General features: G+C 36.0%; 16 protein-coding genes and 1 other RNA gene. 15 read left to right on the top strand and 2 right to left on the bottom strand.

Features of this window, described 5'->3' with window-relative positions:
• Positions 1–3 precede the first annotated feature (3 nt).
• The 10 genes from QMQ21_RS17205 (at position 4) to QMQ21_RS17160 (ending at position 11939) form a co-directional block, all read left to right on the top strand.
• Positions 4–789 carry a LicD family protein gene (locus QMQ21_RS17205; RefSeq protein ID WP_345774415.1) on the top strand — a complete coding sequence of 262 codons (786 nt, stop codon included), beginning with the start codon at positions 4–6 and terminating at the stop codon, positions 787–789.
• A 19-nt stretch (positions 790–808) separates the two neighbouring features.
• Positions 809–1531, top strand: coding sequence for a WecB/TagA/CpsF family glycosyltransferase (locus tag QMQ21_RS17200; protein WP_237447111.1), 723 nt, complete (start codon positions 809–811; stop codon positions 1529–1531).
• Positions 1506–2591 carry a glycosyltransferase family 4 protein gene (locus QMQ21_RS17195; RefSeq protein ID WP_125446899.1) on the top strand — a complete coding sequence of 362 codons (1086 nt, stop codon included), beginning with the start codon at positions 1506–1508 and terminating at the stop codon, positions 2589–2591. Before QMQ21_RS17200 ends, QMQ21_RS17195 begins: the two co-directional genes overlap by 26 nt.
• Positions 2588–3682 carry a non-hydrolyzing UDP-N-acetylglucosamine 2-epimerase gene (wecB, locus tag QMQ21_RS17190; RefSeq protein ID WP_125446901.1) on the top strand — a complete coding sequence of 365 codons (1095 nt, stop codon included), beginning with the start codon at positions 2588–2590 and terminating at the stop codon, positions 3680–3682. The genes QMQ21_RS17195 and wecB overlap by 4 nt, the downstream gene beginning before the upstream one ends.
• Positions 3682–4647 (top strand): glycosyltransferase family 2 protein, encoded by a 966-nt coding sequence (locus QMQ21_RS17185; protein WP_237447056.1) that lies wholly within the window; start codon positions 3682–3684, stop codon positions 4645–4647. The genes wecB and QMQ21_RS17185 overlap by 1 nt, the downstream gene beginning before the upstream one ends.
• A gap of 6 nt (positions 4648–4653) precedes the next feature.
• Positions 4654–6069, top strand: a complete 1416-nt coding sequence (locus QMQ21_RS17180; RefSeq protein ID WP_247933463.1) for a flippase — start codon at positions 4654–4656, stop codon at positions 6067–6069.
• 194 nt (positions 6070–6263) lie between these two features.
• Complete coding sequence (locus tag QMQ21_RS17175; RefSeq protein WP_261814868.1) at positions 6264–7424, top strand: hypothetical protein; 1161 nt, start codon at positions 6264–6266, stop codon at positions 7422–7424.
• Between the two features lie 162 nt (positions 7425–7586).
• Positions 7587–8684 carry a UDP-galactopyranose mutase gene (gene glf / locus QMQ21_RS17170; RefSeq protein ID WP_261814867.1) on the top strand — a complete coding sequence of 366 codons (1098 nt, stop codon included), beginning with the start codon at positions 7587–7589 and terminating at the stop codon, positions 8682–8684.
• Between the two features lie 24 nt (positions 8685–8708).
• Entirely contained in the window at positions 8709–9761 is a 1053-nt protein-coding gene (locus QMQ21_RS17165) for a glycosyltransferase (RefSeq protein ID WP_223340014.1), read from the top strand.
• A gap of 198 nt (positions 9762–9959) precedes the next feature.
• Complete coding sequence (locus tag QMQ21_RS17160) at positions 9960–11939, top strand: peptide ABC transporter substrate-binding protein (RefSeq protein WP_261814866.1); 1980 nt, start codon at positions 9960–9962, stop codon at positions 11937–11939.
• 139 nt (positions 11940–12078) lie between these two features.
• Here the strand turns inward: QMQ21_RS17160 and pbp1a are convergent, their stop codons facing one another.
• Together pbp1a and recU are read right to left on the bottom strand one after the other, a co-directional pair.
• Positions 12079–14268, bottom strand: a complete 2190-nt coding sequence (gene pbp1a / locus QMQ21_RS17155) for a penicillin-binding protein PBP1A (RefSeq protein WP_237447050.1) — start codon at positions 14266–14268, stop codon at positions 12079–12081.
• Complete coding sequence (gene recU, locus QMQ21_RS17150) at positions 14265–14861, bottom strand: Holliday junction resolvase RecU (protein WP_141230488.1); 597 nt, start codon at positions 14859–14861, stop codon at positions 14265–14267. Before recU ends, pbp1a begins: the two co-directional genes overlap by 4 nt.
• 66 nt (positions 14862–14927) lie before the next feature.
• Between recU and QMQ21_RS17145 the strand changes: the two genes are divergently transcribed.
• The 5 genes from QMQ21_RS17145 (at position 14928) to mapZ (ending at position 18930) form a co-directional block, all read left to right on the top strand.
• Positions 14928–15455, top strand: coding sequence for an SLOG family protein (locus QMQ21_RS17145; RefSeq protein WP_049516192.1), 528 nt, complete (start codon positions 14928–14930; stop codon positions 15453–15455).
• Between the two features lie 72 nt (positions 15456–15527).
• Positions 15528–15857 (top strand): cell division regulator GpsB, encoded by a 330-nt coding sequence (gene gpsB, locus QMQ21_RS17140; RefSeq protein ID WP_000146534.1) that lies wholly within the window; start codon positions 15528–15530, stop codon positions 15855–15857.
• 20 nt (positions 15858–15877) lie between these two features.
• Positions 15878–16259: RNase P RNA component class B (gene rnpB, locus QMQ21_RS17135), an RNA gene on the top strand.
• Positions 16260–16343: 84 nt separating this feature from the next.
• Positions 16344–17501 carry a THUMP domain-containing class I SAM-dependent RNA methyltransferase gene (locus tag QMQ21_RS17130; protein ID WP_261814865.1) on the top strand — a complete coding sequence of 386 codons (1158 nt, stop codon included), beginning with the start codon at positions 16344–16346 and terminating at the stop codon, positions 17499–17501.
• Positions 17502–17514: 13 nt separating this feature from the next.
• Complete coding sequence (mapZ, locus tag QMQ21_RS17125) at positions 17515–18930, top strand: cell division site-positioning protein MapZ (RefSeq protein ID WP_261814864.1); 1416 nt, start codon at positions 17515–17517, stop codon at positions 18928–18930.
• Positions 18931–18965 lie beyond the last annotated feature (35 nt).

Genomic DNA, 18965 nt, shown 5'->3' with positions numbered 1-18965 from the left:
ATTATGAATAAAGTGAGGGAAATTCAACTAGGAGAATTATCTTTATTGAAAAGTTATATTGCTATTTGTAGTAAACATGATTTAAGATATTATGCTTTGGGAGGAACATTGCTAGGAGCAATTCGTCATAAAGGATTTATTCCTTGGGATGATGATATGGATTTAGGGATGCCTCGAAAAGATTATGAAAAATTTATATCTATTTGTAAAAAGGAACTTCCAGAACATGTTATCTTGAGGCTTCACGATGATAATTTAGGTAATACCTCTATTATGGATACATCTTTACAAATTCCATTTGGAGATGAACTATGTAGTCCATTCATAGATATTTTCCCTCTGGATGGTTATCCAGATGATCGTTTTTATTATTTTATTCATACAAACAAAATTAAACTCTATCGAGCACTTTCTAAAATTTCTGTAATCGATCGTTTACATGACAGAGATCGGGGAAGTTTTGAAAATGCAATTGTGAGTATATCAAAAGTTTTGAAACTAAATAAACTTCTAAAAACAACCGCTATTAACAACAAATTACAAAATCTAATTAAACAATATGATTTTGAAACTAGTTCAATAGTAGGTAATGTATTAGGTTCCTACAGAGAACGTGAACTTGCTAGAAAAGAAGTATTCGGTGAACCACAATTATTAGAGTTTGAGAACTTGGAAATCAGTTGCCATGCAAACCCAGATGAATATTTAACAAAAATATACGGTGATTACATGAAGTTACCCGAAGAAGCAGAACGTAAGGGTCATTTCGAGTCTACATGGGGAGATTAATTTGAATAGTTTTGATTTAATGGGGGTCAGGATTGACCCTTTAACAATGGATGAAACAGTACAGGCGGTTGAGAATTTTGTCATTGAACAACGCCCTCTTCATTTAATGGGCGTAAACGCTGATAAGATTAACCAATGTCAATCAGATGAAGTCATTAAAAAGATAGTTAATGATTCTGAAATCATCAATGCAGATGGTGCATCAGTCGTTCTAGCCTCTCGATTTTTGGGCTACCAAGTTCCAGAACGAGTTGCTGGAATTGATTTAATGCAAAGATTATTAAAATTAGCCGATGAGAAATCTTATTCAGTGTATTTCTTTGGTGCTAAAGAAGAAGTTTTGCAAGATATGTTACAAAATTTCAAAGAAGAGTATCCAAATCTACGAGTTGTTGGACATCGTAATGGTTATTTTTCTGAGGAAGATGAGCAAGATATTCAGGAAGATATTCGTGAAAAGAATCCCGACTTTGTATTTGTTGGAATTACTTCACCTAAAAAAGAATACATCATCCAAAAATTTATGGATAATGGAGTGAATTCTATTTTTATGGGTGTAGGTGGTAGCTTTGACGTACTGTCTGGTCACATTCAACGTGCTCCACTTTGGATGCAAAAATCAAACTTGGAGTGGTTATTCCGAGTTGCTAATGAACCAAAGCGTCTCTTTAAACGATACTTTGTAGGGAATGTTACCTTTATTAAGCGAGTTTTAGATGAGAAACGAAAAACGAAAAAATAATATTTTACATATTTCACGAACGATGGATATTGGTGGTGCTGAGAGAATCGTGTATCAGTTGAGTTCTGATTTGCAAGATGAATTTGATAGTGTACATGTTGCTTCTACAGGAGGCCTTTGGGAACCAAAATTAGATGCCCAAGGAATTATCCATCATAAAATTCACGATATAGACAGCAAAAATCCTCTTACTGTTTTGAAGTTGCTTCTTACTATTTATCAAATTATTAAGACAAATAAGATTACTCTGGTTCATACGCATCATCGTATGGCAGCTTTTTATATTCGTTTATTAAAACTGATAAATCCCAAGCTAGTCCATGTTTACACTGCTCATAATGTCTTTAAAGATAAGTTGCCTTTATATAGATTTTCACTGAAAAATGCCTATAGTATTGCAGTTGGTCAAGCAGTTAATAAAAATTTGAAAGATGATGTGGGAGTGACAGACAGCACTGTTATCTATAACGGAGTGATCTTGAAACAGTCAGATAGACAAGTTGATGAGATTATGAAGTTTGATGGAATCAAGCTAGGCTGTATTGCAAGATTATCTAAACAAAAAGGTTTGACTTATCTGCTTGATGCGATTTCTTTGATTTCAGATGAAAAACTTCGTTTATTTATCGTTGGGGATGGAGAGCTTAGAGCCGAACTAGAAAACAAGGTTAAAGAACTAAATCTGGAAGATAAAGTATCTTTTTTAGGATATCGCAAGGATATAGTAGAATGTATCAATAGTTTTGATTTTTGTGTTTTGCCTTCAGTATTTGAAGGATTTGGCCTAGTTGCCATTGAGGCATTTATGAATAGCAAAACCTTAGTTGCCACGGATATACCGGGATTAAACGAAGTTGTTACAAATGAAAATGGGATCTTGGTTCCTGCTAAAGATGCTAGGGCCTTAGCTTCTGCTATTGAGAGTCTGGCGACTGACTCAACTCTTAGAACTAGGTTAGCTCATCAAGCTAAAAAAGATTATGAAGAGAAGTTTAGTTATCCTTTATTTTTAGAGAATTATCGTAAATTTTATCAAAAACTAATGGGGGATTCGAAATGAAAAAAGTAATGTTAGTTTTTGGGACGCGTCCAGAAGCAATAAAAATGTGTCCCTTAGTGAATGAACTGAAGAAAAATGATTCAATCAAAACACTTGTATGTGTAACTGGTCAACATAAAGAAATGTTAGAGCAAGTTTTAGATGTCTTTAAAGTTGTTCCTGATTATGATTTAGGAATTATGAAGGCAAATCAAACACTATTTACAATCACGACAAGTATTTTAGATAAAATTCAAGCAGTTTTAGAGCAGGAAAAACCAGATATTGTTCTTGTTCATGGGGATACTACAACCACTTTTGCGACAGCTTTAGCTGCATTTTACATGGGAATTAAAGTTGGACATGTAGAGGCAGGATTGAGAACTTATAATCTTCAAAGCCCATTTCCTGAAGAATTTAATCGTCAGACCACTTCAATTATTGCAGATTTCAATTTTGCTCCCACAGAAGTGGCTAAAGAGAATCTTTTAAAAGAGGGAAGAGAAAATATTTATGTTACTGGAAATACTGTTATTGATGCCTTGAAGACAACCGTTCAAGATCATTATGACCATCCTATTTTAGAGTGGGCTAAGGATAGTAAACTCATCATGTTGACAGCTCATCGACGTGAAAATCTTGGTCAACCCATGGAAAATATGTTTAACGCAGTTAATCGTATCCTGAATGAATTTGAAGAAGTTAAAGTCGTATATCCTATTCATAAGAATCCTAAGGTTCGTGAGTTAGCAAGTAAGGTGTTTGGCGACAATGAACGTATGAAAATCATTGAACCTCTAGAAGTCATTGATTTCCATAATTTTATGAATCAAAGCTACATGATTTTAACAGATTCGGGTGGTGTACAAGAAGAAGCACCTTCTTTAGGTAAACCAGTATTGGTAATGCGTGATACAACAGAACGTCCAGAGGGGATTGCTGCAGGAACCTTGAAATTAGTAGGAACAGAAGAAGAAAATATTTATACTAATTTCAAACTGCTTTTAGAAGATGAAACAGAGTACAGCAAGATGAGTAAAGCAAGTAATCCATATGGAGATGGAAAAGCTTGTGAGCGTATTGTTGATATCATTTTGGAAGGATTATCATAATGGATCAGATTTCTATTGTTGTACCAGTGTACAATGTTGAGAACTATTTGAGTTATTGTGTAGAAAGTCTAAGACAACAAACATATAAAAATATTGAAATAATCTTAGTAGATGATGGTTCGACGGATAGTTCTGGAGAAATTTGTGACCAATATGCTCGAGAAGATGACAGAATAAAAGTTCTGCATATTGAAAATGGGGGATTGTCCAATGCCCGCAATACTGGGGTAAAAGAATCTTCAACAGATTGGATTGTTTTCATTGATTCAGACGATTATTATGACCATAGAGCCATTGAATATTTAGTAGAACTTAGAGATAAGTATAGAGTTGATCTTGTAGCAACTCCAGTGATTGAAGTTAGAAACTATGAAAATAGTGATTTCCTAGGAGATTTCAGAGAGAAATATTCTGGAAAATTAGATCGTAGAACAGCTTTAGAACAAATGTTTTATGGAAATTATGTTGGGACACATTCAGGTGGTAAACTATATAAGAAAGAAATTTTATTAAGGTTTCCATATCCTAATGGGATGTTGTATGAAGATTTAGCTCTTGCTTATGAGCATATTGCTTTCTGTGAAAATATTGCTGTTAGTGATCTAAATCTTTATAAATACTATCGAAGACCAGGAAGTATTGTAAATTCTAAGTATAGTGATCGTCTCTTAGATTTTTACAAGGCAATGGAATGGAATAGAAGTTATGTTGAACGAGACTATTCAGGTGATAGGGATATGAGAAGAGCCTTGAATGTTCGCTATGTTTTTAATGGTCTGCATATTGTACATGCTATGCTTAGTTCAGATATGTATGCTGAAGTTAATAAAATTAGAAAAGAATACATTCAATATTTCAAAGATGTTATTCCGAATTCAAATGTTACAAGGAAAAATAAATTGAAATATATATTGTTTCTCGTATCTGCAAAATTGTATAAAAAAGTCAGAGGGAAAATGGGTTAGATAGTCATGAAGGTTTTAAAAAACTATGCTTACAATCTCTCTTATCAATTACTAACCATTGTACTACCTTTCATAACAACACCGTATGTTACAAGGGTTTTCAGTTCAAATGATTTAGGAACTTTTGGCTATTTTAATTCGATTGTTGCTTACTTTATTTTTTTGGCAACATTAGGAGTAGCTAATTATGGGACAAAAGAGATTTCAGCTCATAGAAATAATATCCCTAATAATTTTTGGGGTATTTATACCTTGCAGTTTACTGCGACTTGTATATCGATATTTCTATATATTGGTCTGTGCTTTTCATTTTCATTTATGCAAAATCCAGTAGCATATATATTGGTATTATCTCTATTATCTAGGGGATTAGATATTACTTGGCTTTTTCAAGGACTAGAAGATTTTAGAAAGATAACTGTTAGAAATATCACTGTCAAACTCATAGGTGTTATTTCAATATTTTTGTTCATAAAGTCTCAGAATGATTTATATCTATATGTCTTTTTATTAACTATATTTGAATTTTTAGGACAATTAAGTATGTGGCTGCCAGCTCTAGAATTTATAGGTAAGCCACAATTTGACTTCAATTATGCCAAGAAACATCTTAAACCGGTGATATTACTGTTTTTACCTCAAATAGCGATATCTTTATATGTTACGTTAAATAGGACAATGCTTGGAGCTTTAGCATCAACAACAGATGTTGGAATTTATGATCAATCTTTAAAGTTGGTAAATATCCTACTTACTTTGGTAACTTCACTGGGTAGTGTTATGCTACCACGTGTTTCGAATCTTTTATCAACAGGGGATAAGAAGTCTGTGAATCGCATGAATCAATTATCTTTCTTGATATACAATCTTGTGATTTTTCCGACTATTGCAGGTATGTTAATTATCAATAATGACTTTGTGAAATTTTTCTTAGGAAATGACTTTCAAGAAGCAAGATATGCTATTGCAATCATGATTTTTAGGATGTTTTTTATTGGTTGGACGAACATTATGGGGATTCAAATTTTGATACCTCATAATAAGAACAAAGAATTTTTGATTTCAACAACGGTTCCAGCAATTATTAGTGTTGGTTTAAATTTACTTTTACTGCCTGAATTTGGATATATTGGGGCTGCGATTGTTTCTGTATTAACAGAAGTATTTGTATGGGTTATCCAATTGTATTTTACAAGAAAATATTTAAAAGATGTACCAATTTTTAAATCAACTATTAAAATATTTTCAGCATCAATTCTTATGTATGTTACCCTTTCATTTTTGAAGTCAATTTTGACTTTTACACCTATTGTTAATGTTGTTGTATGTGCTATTGTGGGGGCGATACTTTATGGTTTGCTAATTTTAATATTTAAAATAGTTGGCTTAAAGGAGATAAAAGAGCAGCTGTTAAATAATTAGTATGATGATAATCTATACAGAAATAATCAAAGTTATTTTTGCAAGAATTTGTTTTAGCTAAGTTAGTTGATTGAAAAAGTCTAGAAAGGGAAGGATGGAAGATTGTAGATGAACTAAAAGTTTAAAAATATTAAATAATATATAAAAATTATCAATTATGTTCATTCTATATTATTCTTTACCAAATAAATAATATGATAAAAATTAAATTTGAAAATCTACTGGTTAGTATTGTTGTATCTGTAGTGATATTTTTTAATACTATTTCTACTACAATGCTGGATAAAACTTTTTTTCAAGCTAAAGCAAATTATCTTTTATTAGTAGTTTTGTTATTAGGTCTTCGTTTTATGTTTCCAACACGTATTTCATTTAAATATCTAATATTTTCTTCTTTGCTATTATTATCAGGAATTTTAGTATTTTTTCAGACCGGAAAACTTAATTTTCTTGTTTATTCAGCTCTTCTGGTCTTATTAGTTAATGTAGATATGAAAGTAGTTTTGAAAACGTATGTCATTGTAGCAGGCATTCTTGTACTAAGTGTATTTCTTTTATCTCTCTTAGGTGAAGTTCCCAATTTACAATATAGTCGTGAAGGAGTTATTCGGAATTCATTTGGATTTATTTATCCTACAGATTTTGCATCCCACTGTTTCTACATTTTCTTGGCTTTTTCTTATTTATTAAAAGATAAGTTTATATGGATTAGATCCCTAATAGGTGTACTTTTATCTTTCTTTATTATAAAATATTGTGATGCACGTTTAAATGCCTTATCAATTATTTTAGCAACAATTATTTTTATATTTTTCTACTTTAATGAAGATAAGAAATTCAGGATTTATTCAATTTTACCTTATTCTGTAGTTCTATGTTCGTCACTAATGATGTATTTGACTTATATTTTCTCTTGGGGATCTCCATTTTTAGTATCTATCAATAAATTAGTTACAGGTAGATTAGCTTTAGGGAAAAATGCATTTAATACTTTTGGTGTACATCTATTTGGAACTAGAGACGTATTATTTAAAGGATCAGGAGGTAAAACGGAGGCTGTTATTGATTATAACTACGTAGATTCATCGTATGTTCAAATGTTATTTACATATGGTGTTATACCTCTTGTGCTGCTTATATGTCTGTATGTTGTAATTTCGAGAGAACAGTATAAACAGGGGCAATACTTATATGTAGTAATATTATCTTTAGTTGCTCTAAACTGCATGATTGAAGCTTTTTGGTTTGTCCCTACTTACAATATATTCATGTTTTTGTTATTAACAAAAAATACTTTTGTTAATAAGTCGTTGAATAATTTTAATCCTTTGGATAAAACGGAGTTGTTGAACTAATGAAATTAAATTTTGTGATTTGTAAAATTATTTTTCTTCATACAAATGAACTATTCTAACTAATTTTTCAAAAAAATTTTAAAATCTATTTTTACATGATATTGTTAATGAGGATAACTTTACAATGCTACAAAAGTGTCGAGTCTAATAAAGGAGTGTATTATGTACGATTATCTAATCGTTGGCGCTGGTCTGTCTGGAGCAATTTTTGCTTATGAAGCAACCAAGCGTGGAAAAAAAGTAAAAGTTATTGATAAGCGTGATCACATTGGTGGGAATATCTATTGTGAGAATGTAGAAGGTGTTAATGTTCATAAATATGGTGCTCATATCTTCCATACTTCTAATGAGAAAGTTTGGAATTATGTTAATCAGTTTGCTGAATTTAACAACTATATCAACTCGCCTGTAGCTAATTACAAGGGGAGTCTTTATAATCTACCTTTCAATATGAATACTTTCTATGCTATGTGGGGGACAAAAACTCCTCAAGAAGTGAAAAATAAGATTGCTGAGCAAACGGCTCACATGAAGGACGTTGAACCTAAAAACTTGGAAGAACAGGCTATCAAGTTGATTGGTCCAGATGTCTATGAAAAGTTAATCAAAGGTTATACTGAAAAGCAATGGGGTCGCTCAGCAACGGAACTTCCTCCATTTATCATTAAACGTCTACCAGTTCGTTTGACTTTTGATAATAACTACTTTAATGACCGTTACCAAGGAATTCCAATTGGGGGTTACAACGTTATCATCGAAAATATGCTGAAGGATGTAGAAGTAGAACTTGGAGTTGACTTTTTTGCCAATCGTCAGGAATTAGAAGCTTCTACTGAAAAAGTTGTCTTTACAGGGATGATTGACCAATACTTTGACTATAAACATGGTGAGTTAGAATACCGTAGTCTTCGTTTTGAGCATGAAGTTCTAGATGAAGAAAACTATCAAGGAAATGCTGTTGTGAACTACACAGAGAGAGAGATTCCTTATACTCGTATTATTGAGCATAAACATTTTGAGTACGGCACACAAGATAAAACGGTTATTACTCGTGAATACCCAGCTGATTGGAAACGTGGAGATGAGCCTTATTATCCAATCAATGATGAGAGAAACAATGCCATGTTTGCTAAATATCAAGAAGAAGCAGCACAGAATGATAAGGTCATTTTCTGCGGACGTTTAGCCGATTATAAATACTACGACATGCATGTGGTCATTGAACGTGCCCTAAATGTTGTAGAGGAAGAGTTTAAATAAGATAACGAAGGATAAAATTGATAGATGAAATATTATCTAAAAGAAGAATTTCTGAAGGATTCTGGTGCACGAAATGCAGGGAATAAGGCTCGAAATGACGTCGAAGAAATAGTGGTTCGTGAGGGCTATAGTCCTTTGTTATTGATGGTAGATGATTGGTATCAAATGGGGACTATTAGAGCTCAACGACATAAGGCTAAAGCCCTATCCAAAGCTATCTCTAAGTTGAAGGAAGGGGATCAGCTACTGATTCAATTTCCTATGCTTCATCATAGTTTCTTTACGACTCATTTAGTCAAAAGAATGCAGCGTAAAGGAGTTAAGGTTCACTTTATTATCCATGATTTAGAAGTTTTGCGCTATGCTAATTTGGATACAGTACCCTTGAAGCATAAAATCCGTGTTCATCTTCAAGAGTCAAGTCTTTTGAAACAAGCTGATGGTCTTATTGCTCATAATCCAGTTATGAAATCAGTGCTTGTGGAGAAGGGAATTTCTGAGAAGAAAATAGTTAGTTTAGGCATTTTTGACTATCTTATCCCGAATTATCAAGACAAAGAAGATTTATCGAAGGAAGGGGCTATTATTGTAGCTGGAAATTTGGCCCAAGAAAAAGCAGGTTACTTATATGAGTTGCCTGAAAGACCGGCATATAACCTCTATGGTGTTGGTTTTGACGAGGCTAGAAAGCTATCAAATGAAACCTATTTTGGTTCATTTCTTCCAGATGAACTACCGTCAGCGTTAGAAGGAAGCTTTGGTTTAGTCTGGGATGGTGATAGTTCTAAAACTTGTAGCGGAGTATATGGTGAGTATTTGAGATACAATAATTCCCACAAGGCTTCCCTTTATTTGGCTTCTGGTTTTCCTATTATTGTTTGGAAACAATCTGCTTTGGCTAATTTCGTCTTAGAAAAAGAGTGTGGAATTAGTGTTGAGAGTTTACTTGACTTGGAAGAAGTATTGGACAATTTGTCTCAAGAAGAGTATCAGGATTTGGTCAAAAATGCTAAGGCCGTAGGTCAAAAAATTCGTGAGGGTTCTTATCTTCTGTCCGCATTGCAAGCTTTAAATTAATAAATCTAAAAATGACTTAAATAGATGGATGAGGGAGTTACTGGATTCCCTCTTTTATTATAGTTAAAAAGAGATTAAAAAATGAAATAACATTCGATATTTGTCAGAAAATAACAACTAAAAATGAAAATTCAGAAAATTCTATTGACAGGACTTTAAAAAGGGTCTATAATGGATAGAAAAACAAAGGAGAATACTATGAAAACAAGGAAAGTATTGGCTCTTGCGGGAGTCACTTTATTAGCTACAGGTGTCTTAGCGGCTTGTTCTGGTGGTTCTGCTACTAAAGGAGAGCAGACTTTTGCATTTACCTACGAGACAGACCCAGATAATCTCAACTACTTAACAACTGGTAAGGCAGCGACTGCTGACATTACTAGTAATGTAATTGATGGATTACTTGAAAATGATAAATACGGGAACCTTATTCCCTCAATGGCAGAGGATTGGTCAGTTTCTAAGGATGGCTTGACTTACACTTATAAGATTCGTCAGGATGCCAAGTGGTACACATCTGAGGGAGAAGAGTATGCTCCTGTTAAGGCTCAGGACTTTGTGACAGGTCTTAAATATGCGACAGATAAGAAATCAGAAGCCCTATACTTGGTACAGGATTCAATCAAAGGTTTGGATGCATACGCTAAAGGGGAAAATAAAGATTTCTCTCAAGTTGGGATTAAAGCTCTTGATGATCAAACAGTCCAATACACTTTGAACAAACCTGAAAGTTTTTGGAATTCTAAAACAACTATGGGTGTCTTAGCGCCAGTCAATGAAGAGTTTTTGAACTCAAAAGGGGATGATTTTGCAAAAGCAACAGATCCAAGCAGTATCTTGTATAATGGTCCTTATTTGTTGAAATCCATTGTAACCAAATCTACTGTTGAATTTGCAAAAAATCCTAATTACTGGGATAAAGACAATGTCCATATTGACAAAGTTAAATTGTCATTCTGGGATGGTCAAGATACTAGTAAACCTGCAGAAAACTTTAAAGATGGTAGCCTTTCAGCAGCTCGTCTCTATCCAACAAGTGCAAGTTTCGCAGAACTTGAGAAAGAGATGAAGGACAACATTGTCTATACGCAACAGGACTCTACGACTTATGTAGTAGGAACAAACATTGACCGTCAGTCCTATAAATATACCTCTAAGACTAGTGAAGAACAAAAAACTTCAACTAAAAAGGCTTTGTTAAACAAGGATTTCCGTCAGGCTATTGCCTTTGGATTTGACCGGACAGCTTATGCTTCTCAGCTAAATGGACAAACTGGAGCAAGCAAAATCTTACGTAATATCTTTGTTCCACCAACATTTGTTCAAGCAGATGGAAAAAACTTTGGTGACATGGTCAAAGAAAAATTGGTGACTTACGGGGATGAATGGAAGGATGTCAACCTTGCTGATGCTCAAGACGGTCTGTACAATCCTGAAAAAGCTAAAGCAGAATTTGCTAAGGCTAAGACTGCTCTTCAGGCAGAAGGAGTACAGTTCCCAATTCACCTAGATATGCCTGTTGATCAGACAGCAACTACAAAAGTTCAGCGTGTCCAATCTATGAAACAATCCTTGGAAGCGACTTTAGGATCTGATAATGTGGTTATTGATATTCAACAATTACAAAAAGATGACCTATTGAATGTTACTTTATTTGCACAAACTGCTGCTGGTGAGGATTGGGATCTTTCTGATAACGTTGGATGGGGACCAGACTTCTCAGATCCATCAACTTATCTTGACATCATCAAGCCTTCTGTAGGGGAAAATACGAGAACTTATCTAGGATTTGATTCAGGAAAAGACAATGAGGCGGCTAAGAAGGTTGGTCTCAATGATTATGATAAAATGGTCAATGAAGCAGGGGAAGAAACTACAGATATTACAAAACGGTATAACAAGTATGCCGAAGCTCAAGCATGGTTGACAGATAGTGCCCTAGTCATTCCAACGACATCTCGTACAGGTCGTCCAATCTTGTCTAAGATGGTACCATTCACTTTACCTTTCGCTTTCGCAGGTAACAAGGGGACAAGCGATCCGCTTCGATACAAATATCTTGAACTTCAAGACAAGGCAGTCACTGTGGATGAATACCAAAAAGCTCAAGATAAATGGATGAAAGAAAAAGAAGAATCCAATAAAAAAGCGCAAGAAGAACTTGCAAAACATGTGAAATAAGATAAAAAGAAGTTAGTTGCTAGCTAACTTCTTTTGGTTTCGAGAAAATAGATTGATGCCTATCCTATGTTCGATATTACGAAATGTATTTTATTGTAGAAAAAATCCTGAGTTTTGCTTCTCAGGATTTTCTTTCAGCTCACTGTTGTGGTTGCTGTTGAACTTGTGGATTCTGTGGCGTTGGTTGTACTGGTTGTGTTGGCTGAACAGCCTGACCAGCTTGTCCTTGATTAGGATCAGTTGCTGGAGCATTATTTGGTTGTTGACCAACTGTCGTACTTGCCTGTGTAGTTGAACTTTCAGCTGTTGTTGTACTTGGGTTCTCTACTATTTGCGTTTGTTGTGTAGATTGATTATTCCAAGTGTTTTTGGCACTATTTTGGAAGACAAATTCTCCATTTCTATACAAGCCCTCTGGCATCGTCCAATCTCCAGGTTGGTCATCTTCCGATAGATACGATATCATTGAGCGATAAACCTTAGCAGCAACTAGGAAACCATCTCCAACGATTGGAGTTAAACGATTTGAGTATCCTGTCCATACAGCCATAGAATACTTACGAGTATAACCTACAAACATTTCATCTGGAGCTACGTAGCCAGTGTTCTTGATATACTTTTCAATTTCGTCGTCAGTATAGTTAGAAGTACCTGTCTTACCTGCTTGTGGAAGCCATGGTAGGTAAGCACCACGTCCGGTTCCGTATGCTAAAACAGTTTTCATCATTTCGGTCATCATATAGGCAGTAGTTTCTTTCATAGCTCGTTTACCAGCATCAGAAAATTCTTTTTCACTACCATCACTGAAGACGATTTTATTGATATACATTGGTTTGTGGTAAATACCACCATTAGCAAAGGCGGCATAAGCAGCAGCCATTTTTTCACTACTTGCACCGTACTGTTTGTTGGATTCAGTTGTGTTACTTGAAATGGCGTTTGCATAGTGGATGCTTGGATAATCGATACCTAAGCCATTTAGGAAGGTTTTCGCTCGATCTAAACCAACCTTATTTAATGTTTCAACAGCTGTAACATTACGTGATTGTTGGAGTGCATACTGAATTGTAATATTTCCAAAGTAGCCATGATCCCAGTTGTAGACAGGAGTATCAGTACCAGGATAGTTATAAGGAACATCATGTACAATAGAAGCAGTAGAGTCATAGACTCCATATTCTAAAGCAGGAGCATAGTCAGTGATTGGTTTCATAGTAGAACCCCAGTCACGGTTGGTTTCAACGGCTTGGTTGATTCCGAAAGATACATTACTTGATTGGTGACGGGCACCTAACTGAGCAATGACTTTACCATTTGTTACATCCACAATAGTGGAAGCTACTTGAAGTTCATCATCTGGATAAGCAACGTACTCATCTGTATTGTAAACATCCCAAAGTCGCTGTTGAACATCTTTGTCGACATTAGTATAGACTTCCATACCTGTGGTAAGAAGGTTGTAGCCCGTTTCTTGTTCGACTTGGTCGATTACTTCTTTGAGGTAGTTGTCCATATAGGCAGGGTAACTATTGGCTGACTTCAAGCTTTGTAGACCTTCAGTGATAGGAGTATTAATAGCTTTTTCGTAATCTTCTGCACTGATATATTTCTGTCCCTTCATTTCTGAAAGTACTAAGTTCCGACGCTCTAGAGCGGCTTCTGGGTGGGAATATGGATCATATTGGTTTGGTGCTTGAGGCATTCCCGCTAGGAGTGCTAACTGTGGCAAGCTTAAATCCTTCAAGTCTTTTCCATAGTAATTTTCGGCTGCGGTTTGCATTCCATAGTTACCGTTAGACATGTAGACTTTGTTTATGTAGTAGGTCAGGATTTCTTGCTTGGTTGCTTTTTGCTCTAATTGAACGGCTAGCCAAGCTTCTTGGGCTTTACGTGACAAGGTTTGATCGGCAGTTGAAGTAGAGAAATAAGTTAATTTAATCAATTGCTGAGTCAAGGTTGAAGCTCCTTGGAGCCCTCCTTTCCCTTGGAGGTTTCTCAATGTCGCCCCCATGATACGAATGGTATCAACACCTCTATGGTCAAAGAAACGGTGGTCTTCGATAGACACAATTGCCTTGACTAAGTCAGTAGGAATTTCATTTGATTGAGCATTTACGCGACGTTCAGATCCAAGGTCAGCAATCAGTTCGTTTTTGTTGTCATAAATCTTGCTAGAGGTTGTCGCAACTAATTTACTTTCAGATAAGGCTGGAGCCTTGCTAACAAAGTAGAGGAAGACACCTCCACCTAATAGAAATAATGCGATAAATAAGGTAAGAAATGTAATTCCAATATACTTTAAGAATCGCAGAATGGTTTGTTTATTCATCTTGTTTTACCACCTAGTAAATGTTCTTTGATAATATCGAGATAGGGAATTTGAGGGAAAGCTCCTTGCTTTACTAAATATCCGTATTCTTTGATATATCCAAGTGGCATTGATTTTTGGCCCTTATCTTGATGATAAAAGCGAATCAAATCAAGTGCCGGCAACAAATAAGTTTCTTGTCGAGAAGAAAAATGAAGCAGTACGAAGCAAATGCCCTGCTGTTCTAGAACTTGTTCCATATGTTGAATCTGGTGAAGATGGAAGTTCTTCATTGGGATAGCATTTTTTTGTCGCGTTTCCTTGGCTTCAAAGTCAATGTAATGTCCTCTATATACGCCAGAGTAATCGGTTGTAGAAGCTTGTCTAAAATAGGCTTCTACAATTTTGGCTCGACTACGTTGAGGATAGTCTACTCGAACGATCTGGACAGGCGTTGGCTTTTTATGGATAACTGCCATGCCATGCGTCAGATAGTAGTCGTTGGTAGCGTTAATCATCTTTTCAAAAGTCATTCCTCGATTTGCGAAATTTTTTGGTTGAGAAATGGATGTTTGGCTTTTTTTTGATGAAATTTTATGAGGATAGTTGACCATATTTCTCCTTATTGGTACAATAACATCACTCTATTATACCATAAAAATAGAAAGAAAGGTGTAAAAATGACTACAGCTTTAATTATGGGATATTCTAATTTTGACTTGGGTTTGTTTAATGAAAAAGATATCAGGTTAAAAATTATAAAGAAAGCCATTCGCCGTGATTTAGAAAGTTTAGCAGAAGAAGGGATTAAATGGCTGGTCTTTACAGGAAACTTGGGATTTGAATCTTGGGTGCTGGATGTCGCAAATGAAATGAAAGAAGAATATGATTTCAGCCTAGCGACCATTTTTGATTTTGAAACACACGGGGAAAATTGGAATGAAGCGAATCAGCTTAAACTTAGCCAATTTAAGCAGGTCGATTTTGTCAAATATGCCTATCCTAAATATGAACATATGGGGCAACTACGAGACTACCAACGATTTTTACTGGAAAATACTGATTTAGCTTATTTTTTCTATGACCCAGAAAATGAGACTAAATTAAAATTTATAGACAATTTGATGAAAAATCAGGAAGGTTATCGCATAAAAAGGCTAACCTTTGAAGACTTAAATGAGCTAGTAGAAAATTTTTCTGAAAAGTAAGGCTTTGACCTTGATTTTTGTTTGCCTTTTTTTATATAATAATACTATTAGAAACCGAGAATGGAGAGAGAGATGGCAAGTATTATTTTTTCAGCGAAAGATATTTTTGAGCAAGAGTTTGGACGTGAAGTCCGTGGATATAGTAAGGTTGAAGTTGATGAATTTTTGGACGATGTCATCAAGGACTATGAAACTTATGCTGCCTTAGTCAAGTCTCTCCGTCAAGAAATTGCAGAGTTGAAGGAAGAATTGTCTCGCAAACCTGAATCTGCACCGGTTCAAGCAGAACCACTTGAAATGACAGCAACGACTTCTATGACGAATTTTGATATTTTAAAACGTCTAAATCGTCTTGAGAAAGAAGTATTTGGTAAACAAATTTTGGATAACTCTGATTTATAAGAGTGTATTTGAAAAGTGCAATTTTTGGATAATCGCGTGAGGAGAATTTCTTTTCATGAGGAAAGTCCATGCTAGCACAGGCTGTGATGCCTGTAGTGTTTGTGCTAGGCGAATCCATAAGCCTAGGGACGAGAGATCGTTACGGCAGTCGAAATGGCTAAGTCCTTGGATAGGCCAGAGTAGGCTTGAAAGTGCCACAGTGACGGAGTCTTTCTGGAAACAGAGAGAGTGGAACGCGGTAAACCCCTCAAGCTAGCAACCCAAATTTCGGTCGGGGCATGGAGTACACGGAAACGAACGTAGTACTCTGACTGCTATCAGCTGTAAGTTGTTAGTGGTAGACAGATGATTATCGAAGGAAGTGGTCCTAGTCACTTCTGGAACAAAACATGGCTTATAGAAAATTGCATATAGGTTGGGGCTGAGAAAACTTTCTCAACCTCATTTTTTAAAGTGGACATACAGAAAGGTCTTATAAGACTGAAAATGAAAAAAGAATTTAATTTAATCGCTACTGCTGCAGCTGGTCTTGAGGCTGTCGTTGGTCGTGAAGTGCGAGAGTTGGGCTACGATTGTCAAGTTGAAAACGGACGTGTTCGTTTTCAAGGAGATGCGAAAGCCATCATCGAAACCAACCTCTGGCTTCGAGCGGCAGACCGTATCAAGATTATCGTAGGAACTTTCCCAGCTAAGACTTTTGAAGAGCTGTTTCAGGGAGTTTTTGCTCTAGATTGGGAAAATTATTTACCACTTGGAGCTCGTTTTCCGATTTCAAAAGCCAAATGTGTGAAATCTAAACTACACAATGAACCCAGTGTTCAGGCTATTTCAAAGAAGGCCGTTGTCAAGAAATTGCAGAAACACTACGCCCGCCCAGAAGGTGTTCCTCTGATGGAGAATGGTCCAGAGTTTAAGATTGAGGTTTCTATTCTCAAAGATGTAGTAACTGTCATGATTGATACGACAGGGACTAGCCTCTTTAAACGTGGCTATCGTACCGAAAAAGGTGGGGCTCCTATCAAGGAAAACATGGCGGCAGCCATTTTACAACTCTCTAACTGGTATCCAGACAAGCCCTTGATTGATCCGACCTGTGGTTCAGGAACTTTCTGTATCGAGGCAGTTATGATTGCTAGAAAGATGGCTCCTGGTCTTCGTCGCTCCTTTGCTTTTGAGGAATGGAACTGGATTAGCGATCGCTTGATCCAAGAAGTTCGTACTGAAGCAGCTAAGAAAGTGGATCGTGAGCTGGAACTGGATATCATGGGCTGTGATATCGATGCTCGCATGGTGGAAATTGCTAAGGCCAATGCTCAGGCAGCAGGGGTTGCAGGAGATATTACCTTTAAGCAGATGCGCGTGCAGGATTTGCGTTCTGATAAAATCAATGGAGTGATTATCTCTAACCCACCTTATGGTGAACGCTTGTCAGATGATGCAGGGGTTACCAAGCTTTATGCTGAGATGGGTCAAGTATTTGCTCCTCTGAAAACCTGGAGTAAGTTTATCCTAACTAGCGATGAAGCCTTTGAGCTCAAGTACGGTAGTCAAGCGGATAAGAAGCGTAAGTTGTACAATGGAACCTTAAAAGTTGATTTGTATCAATATTTCGGTCAGCGTGTTAAACGTCAGGAAGTAAAGTAGAAAGGAAAAACTCATGAGTAAGAAAAGACGGAATCGTCATAAAACAGAACATAAAGAAGCGCAATTTGATTTTGATGATGCCAAAGAGCTAACAGTTGGAGAAGCTATGCGAAAAAATGAAGAGGTGGAAGCAGGTGTATTGCCTGGAGATTCTATCTTGGACAAGTATGTGAAGCAACATAAAGATGAAATTGAGGCAGATAAGTTTGAAACGCGTCAGTTTAGCAAAGATGAATTAGTTGAAAAAGAAGAGGTAGAGGAGACTCAGACTCTGGATAATTTGCTTCAAGAGCTTCGTGAGGAAACAGGAGTAACTTCTCCAGCTCCAGAAGATGAATTGGGTCAGTTTGATGATTTAGAATTAACACGAGTTTCAGAAGCTCCTCTTGTCGAAGAATTTAAGACGGAAGAGGTACCATTAGTTGGAGCGGAAGAGGCTCTCACACGTTCTCGAGCTACGGATAGTGAAGATGGAAAAAGCAAGAAGAAATGGGTGGGTTATGGGATTCTAGCAGCCTTAGCGGTTCTTATCCTTGGAACAGGTTATTATGTTTATCGTCAAGTGGCTCGTTCGACCAAGGAAATCCAGACTTCTCAATCAACCACAAACACACAGGCAGAAGTTGAAGAATTTAATAATTTATATGATGCCTTCTACACAGATAGTAATAAAACGGCTTTGAAAAATAGCCAGTTTGATAAACTGAGCCAACTAAAGACCTTGCTTGATAAGCTAGAAGGTAGTCGTGAATATACGCTTGCCAAATCTAAGTATGATAGTCTAGCAACGCAAATCAAGGCCATTCAAGATGTCAATGCTCAATTTGAGAAGCCAGCTATTGTAGATGGTGTCTTGGATACCAATGCAAAAGCTAAATCTGATGCTAAATTTATAGATATTAAAACTGGAAATACGGAGCTAGATAAATTGCTAGATAAGGCGATTAGTCTAGGTAAGAGCCAACAAACAAGTGCTTCAAGTTCAAGCGCAAGTTCAACTGAATCTAGCAGCGCAAGCTCTAGTCAAGCAAATCAAAATACTGCTAGTGAAACAAGCCCAAGTAGTTCAAATACTGCATCAACTGAAACTAGAAGTACCCGCAGTGAAGTCAATATGGGTGTATCAAGTGCAGGAGTTGCTGTTCAAAGAAGTGCGAGTCGTGTTTCTTATAACCAGTCTGCTATTGATGATAGCAATAATTCTGCCTGGGATTTCGCGGATGGTGTCTTAGAACAAATTCTAGAGACTTCACGTTCACGTGGTTATATCACTGGCAACCAATACATCCTCGAACGTGTCAATATCGTTAATGGCAATGGTTATTACAACCTCTACAAGCCAGATGGAACCTATCTCTTTACCCTTAACTGTAAGACAGGATACTTTGTTGGAAATGGTTCTGGACATGCGGATGACTTGGACTACTAAGCAGTCGTTACAAAATTCTTTCTTTTCAAAAGTAA

It is taken from the genome of Streptococcus bouchesdurhonensis, assembly GCF_948472335.1.
This window is presented reverse-complemented; position numbering and strand designations above follow the sequence as displayed.

Coding starts and splice junctions, on each gene's coding strand:
- QMQ21_RS17205 (WP_345774415.1), top strand. CDS start 4: ATGAATAAAGTGAGGGAAATTCAACTAGGAGAATTATCTTTATTGAAA.
- QMQ21_RS17200 (WP_237447111.1), top strand. CDS start 809: ATGGGGGTCAGGATTGACCCTTTAACAATGGATGAAACAGTACAGGCG.
- QMQ21_RS17195 (WP_125446899.1), top strand. CDS start 1,506: ATGAGAAACGAAAAACGAAAAAATAATATTTTACATATTTCACGAACG.
- wecB (WP_125446901.1), top strand. CDS start 2,588: ATGAAAAAAGTAATGTTAGTTTTTGGGACGCGTCCAGAAGCAATAAAA.
- QMQ21_RS17185 (WP_237447056.1), top strand. CDS start 3,682: ATGGATCAGATTTCTATTGTTGTACCAGTGTACAATGTTGAGAACTAT.
- QMQ21_RS17180 (WP_247933463.1), top strand. CDS start 4,654: ATGAAGGTTTTAAAAAACTATGCTTACAATCTCTCTTATCAATTACTA.
- QMQ21_RS17175 (WP_261814868.1), top strand. CDS start 6,264: ATGATAAAAATTAAATTTGAAAATCTACTGGTTAGTATTGTTGTATCT.
- glf (WP_261814867.1), top strand. CDS start 7,587: ATGTACGATTATCTAATCGTTGGCGCTGGTCTGTCTGGAGCAATTTTT.
- QMQ21_RS17165 (WP_223340014.1), top strand. CDS start 8,709: ATGAAATATTATCTAAAAGAAGAATTTCTGAAGGATTCTGGTGCACGA.
- QMQ21_RS17160 (WP_261814866.1), top strand. CDS start 9,960: ATGAAAACAAGGAAAGTATTGGCTCTTGCGGGAGTCACTTTATTAGCT.
- pbp1a (WP_237447050.1), bottom strand. CDS start 14,268: ATGAATAAACAAACCATTCTGCGATTCTTAAAGTATATTGGAATTACA.
- recU (WP_141230488.1), bottom strand. CDS start 14,861: ATGGTCAACTATCCTCATAAAATTTCATCAAAAAAAAGCCAAACATCC.
- QMQ21_RS17145 (WP_049516192.1), top strand. CDS start 14,928: ATGACTACAGCTTTAATTATGGGATATTCTAATTTTGACTTGGGTTTG.
- gpsB (WP_000146534.1), top strand. CDS start 15,528: ATGGCAAGTATTATTTTTTCAGCGAAAGATATTTTTGAGCAAGAGTTT.
- QMQ21_RS17130 (WP_261814865.1), top strand. CDS start 16,344: ATGAAAAAAGAATTTAATTTAATCGCTACTGCTGCAGCTGGTCTTGAG.
- mapZ (WP_261814864.1), top strand. CDS start 17,515: ATGAGTAAGAAAAGACGGAATCGTCATAAAACAGAACATAAAGAAGCG.